Here is an 11,847-nt window from a genome sequence, read left to right as displayed (position 1 = left end):
CAAATCATCATCCGAATCGTAGTCTAAATAGTCAGGTTTACCATTAGAATCAGTATTTACTGGAGTAATACCGGCATCGCCGTCACCTTCATAAGCATCATCCAATCCATCATTATCACTGTCAATACCACTTGGACCTACATAACCATCTGTGGGTTGACCTTCTACATTGTCTGGAATACCATCGTCATCACTATCTAAATCTAACTGATTTGTAAAACCATCATTATCTCTACTATCATCTGGTTGAATTCCAATCGGTGTGAATTGTTCATAAATATCATCTAATCCATTATGATTCAAATCGATACCTGAAGGTGATTCATATATATGTACGTTTTGTGCTTCAAGGTTATCTAAGAGTCCGTCATTGTCCGAATCGATATCTAAATAATCTGGTATGCCATCAGCGTCTGTGTCTGTGGGATAAGTCCAATAGCAATTATCTCCATCTTCATTTCCGTCTTCGACATCATTGGTTATTCCGTCACCATCGATATCGATATCATTTTCATCATAAACACCATCTCCGTCATAATCATTTGTATTATTTTCAAAAGAATTAAACCCAAATGAAAAATTACAAATTAAAAAACAAGAGAGTATTAAACATTGAATTAAGCCATTACACTTAAATTGAATGGTAATATTGGAATTGAATAGGTACAAATATTTATACATAGCGTTAGTCTATTTAAACTAATCACCATGGCTTTGTAGGTATGTTTTGTAAGGATTTTGGGGCAATCAATACTACTTCAAGATTTCATTTATCGCTCCAGAGTATGATTATGCATAGTTACTTTTTATCAATTTAACTACCTATTTTACTCGATAAACTGCAATCTTTTGGTTTGAATAGATACGTCAATTTTAGAAAAAAAGATGTTACAACATCCAAAAAAGACTTAACTATCAGTATTTAGATGAAATATACTTTGATTTTGTAGTACATATCTTATTTTGATTCTTTTTTATCCACAAACTATTCACATATAAGAACCAATTATTAAAAAAAGTCACTCCAACATTTTAGCTTATTTTTGCCCAAATTTTTCACATGAGCTTTGAAAAGGAAATTGCAAGAAGAAGAACTTTTGGCATAATATCACACCCAGACGCTGGAAAAACTACATTAACAGAAAAATTACTTCTCTTTGGTGGTGCTATAAAGGAAGCTGGTGCTGTAAAAAACAATAAAATAAAAAAATCTGCCACTAGTGATTTTATGGAGATTGAAAGACAGCGCGGTATTTCGGTTGCAACTTCGGTACTCGCGTTTATTTACAAAAACAAAAAAATCAATATACTTGATACTCCCGGACACAAAGATTTCGCCGAAGACACCTTCAGAACCTTAACTGCTGTAGACAGTGTTATCGTTGTTATTGATGTAGCAAAAGGGGTCGAAGAACAGACTGAGAAATTAGTTGAAGTTTGTAGAATGCGAAAAATACCAATGATTGTATTTATTAACAAATTAGATCGTGAGGGTAAAGATGCATTTGATCTTTTGGATGAAGTTGAGCAAAAATTAGGTTTAACAGTAACTCCTTTGAGTTTTCCAATAGGCATGGGGTATGATTTTAAAGGTATTTATAATATTTACGAAAAAAACATAAACTTGTTCAGTGGCAATAGCAAGCAAAATATTGAAGAAACAATTGCATTTGATAATATTGAAAATCAAGAATTAGATTCTATTATAGGTGAAAAGGCAGCCATTGAATTAAGGGAAAATTTGGAATTAGTTGAGGGAGTTTATCCCTCATTTGACACGGAATCCTATTTAAAAGCCGAACAACAACCTGTTTTCTTCGGATCTGCATTGAATAATTTTGGAGTACGTGAGCTACTTGATTGCTTTATAAATATTGCCCCGGCCCCATTATCGAAAATGGCAGAAGAAAGACTAGTGCTAGCAAAGGAAGAAGACTTTTCTGGGTTTGTATTTAAGATTCATGCAAATATGGACCCTAAGCATAGAGACAGATTAGCATTTATTAAAATTGTTTCAGGAACTTTTGAACGCAATAAACCTTACTTACATGTTCGTCATAATAAAAATTTAAAATTCTCTAGTCCAAATGCATTTTTCGCTGAAAAAAAGGAGATTGTCGATATTTCATACCCCGGAGATATTGTTGGTTTACATGATACTGGTAATTTTAAAATAGGTGATACTTTGACCAATGGAGAAAAACTTCATTATAAAGGGATACCCAGTTTTTCTCCGGAACATTTTAGGTATATCAATAATGCCGACCCAATGAAGGCCAAACAGCTAAATAAAGGTATTGACCAATTAATGGATGAAGGAGTTGCACAATTATTTACACTAGAATTAAACGGTAGAAAAATTATTGGAACTGTAGGTGCTCTTCAATATGAAGTTATCCAATATCGTCTTGAACATGAGTACGGTGCTAAGTGTACTTATGAGAATTTCCCAGTTCATAAAGCCTGTTGGGTTGAAGCGGATGAAAAAAATGAGGAGTTCAAGGAGTTTAAAAGAGTAAAACAAAAGTTTTTGGCAATTGATAAGAGAGAACAACTAGTTTTCTTGGCTGATTCACAGTTTTCCCTTCAAATGACTCAACAAAAGTATCCAAGTGTAAAACTTCATTTCACTTCAGAATTTGAATAATTAAAACAACCTAAACATCTGTCCTTCTTATTACGTGTAATTACTGTTTAATTAGGTCTTTTTTGTAACTTATTGGCTATTAACCAATAAAACTTTACAAATGACAAATTCAACATCAAAACCATCGATATGGTTTTGGGTAATAAGTGTTATTGCCCTTTTTTGGAATTTTTTTGGAGTGTTTCAATACCTTTACACAGCTTACAATCAAGTCGAGATGTTAGAAACAATGACTCAAGTTCAAAGAGAAGTGTTTGAAGCTATTCCTGCTTGGGCTACTGCATGTTTTGCTATTGCTGTTTTTTCAGGTACTATTGCTTGTATTGCCTTATTATTAAGAAAAAAGTGGGCGAAACCTCTGTTCATTCTTTCTTTTATAACTGCAGTTGCCCAATTTATCAATTGGCTATTCATTCAAAATGCAGACGAAGTTTTTCCGAATTCTTTTGCCATGCCAATTACTGTAACCATTATTGGTCTTTTACTAATTATGTTTTCAACTAAAAGCATTCAAAAGGGCTGGTTAAAATAAAAAAGAAGTGTTTTTAAAAAATAAAACCCTGACGAAAATGTCAGGGTTTTTATTTATGCTTCTCCAGCTGGGCCAAAATTTAAAGGTATTGAAGGCTGCTCATAATCCTTAATTGTACCATGGGCCTTCTCAAAACGATTCACATTATCATTTAAAGCCTTTAAAAACTTTTTAGCATGCTGCGGAGTCAATACTATTCTGCTTTTCACCTTGGCTTTCGGTGCACCAGGCATTAAGCTTATAAAATCAACTACAAATTCAGAAACTGAATGATTTATGATAGCAAGGTTGGAATAAATTCCTTCGGCCATCTTTTCATCCAATTCAATATTTATTTGCTTTTGTTTCGGGTTCTTTTCTGCCATTTCTAATTTGATTCAAACAAAAACCCTGACAATTTTGTCAGGGTTTTTAGTATTTAAAACTTAAACTCTTCTTTTCGAGCCATTATCTCATCATATTCTTCTTTCGAACCAACAATGATACTATCATAGTCTCTCATGCCTGTACCTGCAGGAATTTTATGTCCTACAATCACATTTTCTTTCAATCCTTCTAGAGTATCAACTTTACCGCTTACAGCAGCCTCGTTCAGTACTTTAGTAGTTTCTTGGAAAGAAGCCGCTGAAATAAATGATTTAGTTTGTAAAGAAGCTCTTGTAATACCTTGCAAGATTGGCGTTGCAGTTGCTGCAACAGCATCTCTAGCAGTAACAAGATTCTTATCAGAACGCTTTAATAAAGAATTTTCATCTCTAAGCTCTCTTGCCGTTATTATTTGACCTGCTTTCAAGTTTTCAGAATCTCCTGCCTCTTCAACTACTTTCTTACCAAAAATCTCATCATTCTCACGTATAAAATCATCTTTATGAATAAGTTGATTTTCTAAGAAAATAGTGTCACCAGAGTCTTGAATTCTAACCTTACGCATCATTTGTCTTACAACAACTTCAAAATGCTTATCGTTAATTTTTACTCCTTGTAAACGATATACCTCTTGTACTTCATTAACCAAGTATTGCTGTACCGCTGATGGCCCTTTAATTGCCAAAATATCTTCTGGTGTAATTGACCCATCAGAAAGTGGCATACCAGCTCTAACGTAATCATTTTCTTGAACAAGAATTTGATTAGACAATTTTACAAGGTACTTTTTTATTTCACCTAATTTAGACTCAATAATTATCTCACGATTACCACGCTTGATTTTACCGAATGACACAACACCATCAATCGCTGATACAACTGCAGGGTTTGAAGGATTTCGAGCTTCAAACAATTCAGTCACCCTTGGTAAACCACCAGTAATATCACCTGCTTTTGCCGATTTACGTGGAATCTTAACCAAAGTCTTTCCTTCATTAATTTTTTCGCCGTCATCAACCATGATATGTGAACCAACTGGTAAATTATACGATCGCAAAGTTTCACCTTTAGCATCTTGAATTAATAAAGTTGGTATCAACTTTTTATTTCTAGATTCAGAAATTACTTTTTCCTGAAAACCTGTTTGCTCATCAATTTCAACTTGATAAGTAATTCCTTGCTCAATATTTTCGTAAGCAATCTTACCAGTAAACTCAGAAACTATCACACCATTGTATGGATCCCAAGAACAAATAACATCTCCTTTTTTAATTTTGGCTCCATTTTTAATTAATAATTGAGAACCGTAAGGAATATTATTCGTACTTAAAGTAATACCTGTTTTCTTATCAATAATTTTTATCTCAGAAGTTCTTGATATAACAATATTTGATTTTTCACCTTCATTGTTTTCACCAACTACAGTTCTCAAATCTTCAATTTCAGCAACACCCTCAAACTTAGCTTCTAATCTACTTTCCTCCGAAATGTTACCTGCAATACCTCCAACGTGGAACGTACGCAATGTTAATTGTGTACCTGGCTCACCAATAGACTGAGCAGCAACCACACCAACAGCTTCACCTCTTTGAACCATTTTATTTGTAGCAAGGTTACGACCGTAACACTTTCCACAAATTCCTTTAGGTGCTTCACATGTTAATGGTGAACGAACTTCAACTTTATCAATCGGAGAAGCTTCAATTTTCTTAACCTCAACCTCAGTTATATGCTGACCTGCAGCCACCAATAATTCTTCAGAAACAGGATCAAAAATATCATGCAATGAAACACGACCAACGATACGTTCTCCTAATGTTTCAACAATTTCTTCATTCTTTTTGAGCGCTTTAACCTCAATTCCACGCAGCGTCTCACAATCTTCAATATTAATAATCACATCTTGTGAAACATCAACCAAACGTCTAGTTAAATAACCAGCATCTGCAGTTTTTAACGCGGTATCTGCTAATCCTTTACGAGCACCGTGAGTTGAGATGAAATATTCAAGAATTGACAATCCTTCTTTAAAGTTAGAAAGAATAGGATTCTCAATAATTTCACCACCACCTGCTGTTGATTTTTTAGGTTTGGCCATTAAACCACGCATACCAGTTAACTGACGAATTTGTTCTTTAGAACCCCTTGCACCAGAATCCAACATCATATAAACCGAATTGAAACCTTGTTGATCCTCGCGAATACGTTTCATTGCCAATTCAGTTAACATAGCGTTAGTAGATGTCCAAACATCAATAACTTGATTATATCGCTCATTATTAGTAATAAGACCCATGTTATAATTGGCCATAATACCATCTACTTGACCATTAGCCTCATCAATCATTTCAATTTTTTCCTTAGGAATAATAATATCCCCTAAACTGAAAGATAATCCACCTTTAAAAGCGAATTGATATCCCATAGTCTTAATCTTATCCAAGAACTCAGCAGTTCTAGGAACATCAGTTACTGCAAGAATATCACCAATAATATTACGAAGTGCCTTCTTATTCAATACCTGATTGATAAAACCAGCTTCTTTTGGAACATGACTATTAAATAATACTCTACCTACTGTAGTCTCAATTATTTGGCTAACTAATTCGCCTTCTTCATTAAAATCAACTGCTCGTACTTTAATACCAGCGTTAAGTTCAACTTTCTTCTCATTGAACGCTATTTCTACTTCTTCAGCAGAATAAAAAGTTAACCCTTCTCCCTTCACAGGAACTTCTTTAGTAGACTTACGATGTTTGGTCATATAGTAAAGACCTAAAACCATATCTTGAGAAGGAACGGTAATTGGAGAACCATTTGCAGGGTTTAATATATTTTGAGAAGCCAACATTAATAATTGAGCTTCTAAAATGGCCTCAGGACCTAATGGCAAGTGCACCGCCATTTGGTCACCATCAAAATCTGCATTAAATGCAGTACATGCTAATGGATGTAAACGAATAGCTTTACCCTCAATAAGTTTAGGTTGAAAAGCTTGAATACCTAGACGGTGTAATGTTGGGGCCCTATTCAATAAAACCGGGTGACCTTTCAAAACATTTTCAAGAATATCCCAAACTACAGGTTCCTTTTTATCTATAATCTTTTTAGCCGACTTTACTGTTTTTACAATACCTCTTTCAATCAGTTTTCTGATTACAAATGGCTTATAAAGCTCGGCAGCCATATCTTTTGGAAGGCCGCACTCATATAAGTTCATTTCCGGACCAACAACAATTACTGAACGTGCAGAATAATCAACACGTTTTCCAAGTAAGTTTTGACGGAAACGACCTTGTTTACCTTTTAACGAATCGGAAAGTGATTTAAGTGGTCTATTAGATTCCGTTTTTACAGCAGAAGCTTTTCTCGTATTATCAAAAAGTGAATCGACAGATTCTTGAAGCATTCTTTTTTCATTACGAAGAATTACCTCCGGAGCTTTTATTTCCATCAATCGCTTTAAACGATTATTTCTAATAATTACTCTACGGTATAAATCATTCAAATCTGAAGTCGCAAAACGACCACCATCTAAAGGCACTAATGGACGTAATTCAGGCGGAATCACTGGTACCACCTTCATAATCATCCACTCAGGTCTGTTCTCACGATTTTCTTGAGACTCACGCAAAGCTTCTACTACTTGAAGCCTTTTTAAAGCCTCTGTTTTACGTTGCTTTGAGGTCTCAGTATTTGCTTTATGTCTTAATTCATAAGAAAGCTGTTCTAAGTCAATTCGTCCTAATAAATCAATTAGACATTCAGCTCCCATTTTTGCTATGAACTTGTTCGGATCTGAATCTTCTAAATATTGATTCTCGGCAGGAATAGTCTCCAATATATTTAAATATTCCTCCTCTGTCAAGAAATCCATTTTATTGATTTCTTCTCCTTCAGGTCCTTTTGCAATACCAGGCTGTATAACTACGTAACGCTCGTAGTATATGATCATATCCAATTTCTTGGATGGTAACCCTAATAAATAACCTATTTTATTAGGAAGCGAACGGAAATACCATATGTGTGCGACAGGCACAACTAAGTTGATATGGCCTACTCTATCGCGACGTACTTTTTTCTCAGTTACTTCAACACCACAACGATCACATACAATTCCACGATAACGGATTCGCTTATATTTACCGCAAGCACATTCATAATCCTTTACAGGACCAAAAATACGTTCACAGAATAAACCATCTCGCTCTGGCTTATGAGTTCTATAATTAATAGTTTCTGGTTTTAAAACTTCTCCTCTTGATTCTGCCAAAATTGATTCTGGAGAAGCAAGACCTATTGAAATTTTATTAAACCTCTTTGGTGCGTTATTATCTTTTATTCTAGCCATAATGCTATAAAGATGAAAATGTTAAAAATGTTCTCTTTTAAATAGTTTTTCAACTATACTACTACTCTTCCAATCTAATATCTAAGCCTAAACCTTTCAGTTCGTGCATTAGTACATTAAAAGATTCTGGTAACCCAGGCTCAGGCATTGTTTCGCCTTTTACAATTGATTCATAAGTTTTGGCTCTACCGATTACGTCATCCGATTTAACAGTCAATATTTCGCGAAGAGTTGACGAAGCCCCATAGGCTTCAAGCGCCCAAACTTCCATCTCACCAAAACGTTGACCTCCAAATTGGGCTTTACCACCCAATGGTTGCTGCGTAATCAACGAATATGGACCAATCGAACGAGCATGCATCTTATCATCAACCATATGACCTAATTTCAACATGTAGATAATTCCAACCGTTGCAGCTTGATCAAATCGCTCTCCAGTTCCACCGTCATATAAATGTGTATGTCCAAATCTTGGAACCCCTGCTTCATCAGTCAAAGCATTGATTTGATCCAAAGTAGCCCCATCAAAAATTGGTGTTCCGTACTTTCGTCCTAATTTTTCTCCAGCCCAACCAAGCACTGTTTCATAAATTTGGCCAATATTCATACGCGATGGTACCCCTAGTGGATTCAATACAATATCAACTGGTGTTCCATCTTCCAAGAAAGGCATATCTTCTTGACGAACAATTCGAGCAACAATACCCTTATTACCGTGACGACCTGCCATTTTATCACCAACTTTCAACTTACGTTTCTTAGCTATATAAACCTTAGCTAATTTCATAATACCAGCTGGCAATTCATCACCTACAGAAATTGTGAACTTATCTCTTCTTAAATTACCTTGAAGGTCATTTAATTTAATTTTGTAGTTATGAAGTAAATCAGCTACTTGAGCATTAGTCTTATCATCAGTTGTCCAGCTGCCTGTTACCAAGTGAGCAAAATCATCAACAGCATTAAGCATTTTGATTGTATACTTCTTGCCTTTAGGAAGAACTTCTTCACCAAGGTCATTCATAACACCTTGCGAAGTTTTTCCATTAACAAGAGTAAATAGTTTTTCAACTAAAACGTCTTTCAACTGCTGGAATTTAACTTCGTATTCTAATTCTAAATTAGAAATAGCTTCCTTATCCTCCGAACGCTTGCGTTTGTCTTTGATTGAACGAGAGAAAAGCTTTTTGTCAATAACTACTCCTCTTAGAGAAGGCGAAGCTTTTAAAGATGCATCTTTTACATCACCAGCTTTATCTCCAAAAATTGCACGAAGTAGTTTCTCTTCTGGTGTAGGATCAGATTCTCCTTTAGGAGTAATTTTACCAATTAAAATATCACCAGGCTTAACTTCTGCCCCAATTCTAATCATTCCATTTTCATCTAAATCGCTTGTAGCTTCTTCAGAAACATTTGGAATGTCATTAGTAAGCTCTTCAGCACCTAATTTAGTATCACGAACTTCTAGAGCATATTCATCAATATGTATTGAAGTAAAGATATCTTCACGAACAACTTTTTCCGATATTACGATTGCATCCTCAAAGTTATACCCTTTCCAAGGCATAAAGGCAACTTTCATATTTCTTCCAAGCGCCAATTCACCCTTTTCAGTAGCATACCCCTCACAAAGAACTTGACCTTTTTTAACCTTATCACCTTTCTTAACAATAGGCTTAAGATTGATACTTGTTCCTTGATTCGTTTTACGGAACTTAATAAGATTGTAAGATTTGTAATCTTCTTCAAAGCTTACTAATTTCTCATCTGCTGACCTCGTATATTTTACTGTGATTTTTTGAGCATCAACATAATCAATTACACCATTTTCTTCAGCATTGATTAATACTCTAGAATCTGTTGCAACTTGACGTTCTAATCCAGTTCCTACAATAGGAGATTGTGGTCGCAATAATGGTACAGCTTGACGCATCATGTTTGACCCCATTAAAGCACGGTTAGCATCATCATGTTCCAAAAATGGGATTAATGAAGCAGATATGGAAGCAATTTGATTTGGTGCAACATCCGTATAATTTACTTCAGATGGGTCTACTACTGGAAAATCACCTTCTTCCCTTGCAATTACCTTATCATTAATTATAGTTCCGTCTTCTTTTAAAGGAATATTCGCTTGAACAATTTTCATTCCTTCCTCCTCCTCAGCACTTAAGTATCCAAAATTCTTAGTATCCACTTTACCATTTTGAACTTTGCGATAAGGTGTTTCTAAGAATCCCATTGGATTAACCTTAGCAAATACCGAAAGTGAAGAAATCAAACCAATATTTGGTCCTTCTGGAGTTTCAATTGGGCATAGACGTCCATAATGAGTATAGTGAACATCTCTTACCTCAAAACCTGCCCTTTCTCTTGAAAGTCCTCCAGGTCCTAATGCTGATAATCTTCGTTTGTGAGTAATCTCAGCTAATGGATTTGTTTGATCCATGAATTGAGACAACTGGTTCGTTCCAAAGAATGAATTAATTACAGAAGACAATGTCTTAGCATTAATCAAATCTATTGGTGTAAAAACCTCATTATCACGAACATTCATACGTTCGCGAATCGTACGCGCCATACGTGCCAAACCAACACCGAATTGAGAAGACAATTGTTCACCTACTGTTCTTACACGACGGTTAGACAAGTGGTCAATATCATCAATCTCTGCTTTAGAATTAATTAGCTCAATTAAGTATTTGATTATAGTTATGATATCTTCTTTGGTCAAGACTTGTTTGTCCATTCCAATATCTAACTGTAATTTCTTGTTCATTCTATAACGACCTACTTCACCTAAATTGTAACGTTGATCTGAGAAGAACAATTTATCAATAATACCGCGAGCAGTTTCCTCATCTGGCGGTTCTGCATTACGCAACTGACGATAGATATGTTCAACAGCTTCCTTTTCAGAGTTTGTTGGATCTTTTTGAAGCGTATTATGAATTATTGCGTAATCTGATTGTGCATTATTCTCTTTATGTAAAAGAATAGTTTTTACATCAGCATCAATGATTTCATCAACATGTTCTTTTTCAAGAATTGTATCACGATCAAGAACGATTTCATTTCTTTCAATTGAAACAACTTCACCAGTATCTTCATCCACAAAATCTTCATGCCAAGTATTCAAAACTCTTGCCGCTAACTTGCGACCCATGACTTTTTTAAGTCCTGCCTTAGATACTTTTACCTCTTCAGAAAGATCAAAAATTTCAAGAATATCTTTATCTCTTTCAAAACCAATGGCTCTAAACAAAGTAGTTACAGGCAACTTTTTCTTTCTATCAATATAAGCATACATAACGCCATTGATGTCAGTTGCAAATTCAATCCAAGATCCCTTGAATGGAATTACTCTTGCAGAGTATAATTTCGTACCATTTGCATGGAAAGACTGTCCGAAAAATACACCCGGAGATCTATGTAATTGAGAAACAACAACTCTTTCAGCTCCATTGATTACAAAGGTACCACTTGGAGTCATGTAAGGTATTGTTCCCAAATACACATCTTGAACAATTGTTTCAAAATCTTCGTGTTCAGGATCGGTACAGTAAAGTTTTAAACGCGCTTTTAAAGGTACGCTATAAGTAAGACCGCGCTCAATACATTCTTGTATAGAATAACGAGGAGGGTCAATAAAATAATCCAAAAACTCAAGTACAAATTGGTTTCTGGTATCTGTGATTGGAAAGTTTTCCATGAAGGTATTATACAAACCTTCGTTGCCTCTTTCGTCAGATTTAGTCTCAAGTTGAAAAAAGTCTTGAAATGACTTAATCTGAATGTCCAAGAAATCCGGATATTCCGGTATGTTCTTAGCGGATGCAAAATTTACTCTTTCAGTCTGATTTGTGAACATCTATGGACAAATTTTGATAGTGAATTCTCTTAGGGGATACGTGTGCCGTCACACGTGGCTATAAAAACAGGCTAAGGTCT

General features: G+C 35.0%; 5 protein-coding genes and 1 pseudogene. 2 read left to right on the top strand and 4 right to left on the bottom strand.

Annotation, left to right across the window (positions count from 1 at the left end):
* Nucleotides 1-681 (bottom strand): annotated as a pseudogene (locus tag RM520_RS14940) (hypothetical protein); the annotation flags it as partial.
* Nucleotides 682-1,060: 379 nt separating this feature from the next.
* Between RM520_RS14940 and RM520_RS14935 the strand changes: the two are divergent.
* Both RM520_RS14935 and RM520_RS14930 read left to right on the top strand, forming a co-directional pair.
* Complete coding sequence (locus tag RM520_RS14935) at nucleotides 1,061-2,647, top strand: peptide chain release factor 3 (protein WP_311388522.1); 1,587 nt, start codon at nucleotides 1,061-1,063, stop codon at nucleotides 2,645-2,647.
* 100 nt (nucleotides 2,648-2,747) lie between these two features.
* Nucleotides 2,748-3,179 carry a hypothetical protein gene (locus RM520_RS14930; RefSeq protein WP_311386491.1) on the top strand — a complete coding sequence of 144 codons (432 nt, stop codon included), beginning with the start codon at nucleotides 2,748-2,750 and terminating at the stop codon, nucleotides 3,177-3,179.
* Between the two features lie 53 nt (nucleotides 3,180-3,232).
* On the opposite strand, the gene RM520_RS14925 is transcribed toward RM520_RS14930, so the two are convergent.
* The 3 genes from RM520_RS14925 to rpoB all read right to left on the bottom strand — a co-directional run bounded on the left by RM520_RS14925 (nucleotide 3,233) and on the right by rpoB (nucleotide 11,767).
* Entirely contained in the window at nucleotides 3,233-3,544 is a 312-nt protein-coding gene (locus RM520_RS14925; RefSeq protein WP_311386490.1) for a DUF3467 domain-containing protein, read from the bottom strand.
* Between the two features lie 53 nt (nucleotides 3,545-3,597).
* Entirely contained in the window at nucleotides 3,598-7,896 is a 4,299-nt protein-coding gene (gene rpoC, locus RM520_RS14920; RefSeq protein WP_311388521.1) for a DNA-directed RNA polymerase subunit beta', read from the bottom strand.
* Between the two features lie 61 nt (nucleotides 7,897-7,957).
* The gene (gene rpoB, locus RM520_RS14915) at nucleotides 7,958-11,767 is read right to left on the bottom strand and encodes a DNA-directed RNA polymerase subunit beta (RefSeq protein ID WP_311388520.1); all 3,810 of its coding nucleotides are present in this window, start codon (nucleotides 11,765-11,767) and stop codon (nucleotides 7,958-7,960) included.
* Nucleotides 11,768-11,847 lie beyond the last annotated feature (80 nt).

It is taken from the genome of Croceitalea vernalis (genome assembly GCF_031846405.1).
Taxonomy (GTDB): domain Bacteria; phylum Bacteroidota; class Bacteroidia; order Flavobacteriales; family Flavobacteriaceae; genus Croceitalea; species Croceitalea vernalis.
Note: the sequence above shows the minus strand (reverse complement) of the source record. Positions and strands in the feature narration are given on the sequence as shown.

Excerpts from the sequence above, each read along its gene's own strand:
- RM520_RS14935 (WP_311388522.1), top strand. The coding sequence starts at position 1,061 with ATGAGCTTTGAAAAGGAAATTGCAAGAAGAAGAACTTTTGGCATAATA.
- RM520_RS14930 (WP_311386491.1), top strand. The coding sequence starts at position 2,748 with ATGACAAATTCAACATCAAAACCATCGATATGGTTTTGGGTAATAAGT.
- RM520_RS14925 (WP_311386490.1), bottom strand. The coding sequence starts at position 3,544 with ATGGCAGAAAAGAACCCGAAACAAAAGCAAATAAATATTGAATTGGAT.
- rpoC (WP_311388521.1), bottom strand. The coding sequence starts at position 7,896 with ATGGCTAGAATAAAAGATAATAACGCACCAAAGAGGTTTAATAAAATT.
- rpoB (WP_311388520.1), bottom strand. The coding sequence starts at position 11,767 with ATGTTCACAAATCAGACTGAAAGAGTAAATTTTGCATCCGCTAAGAAC.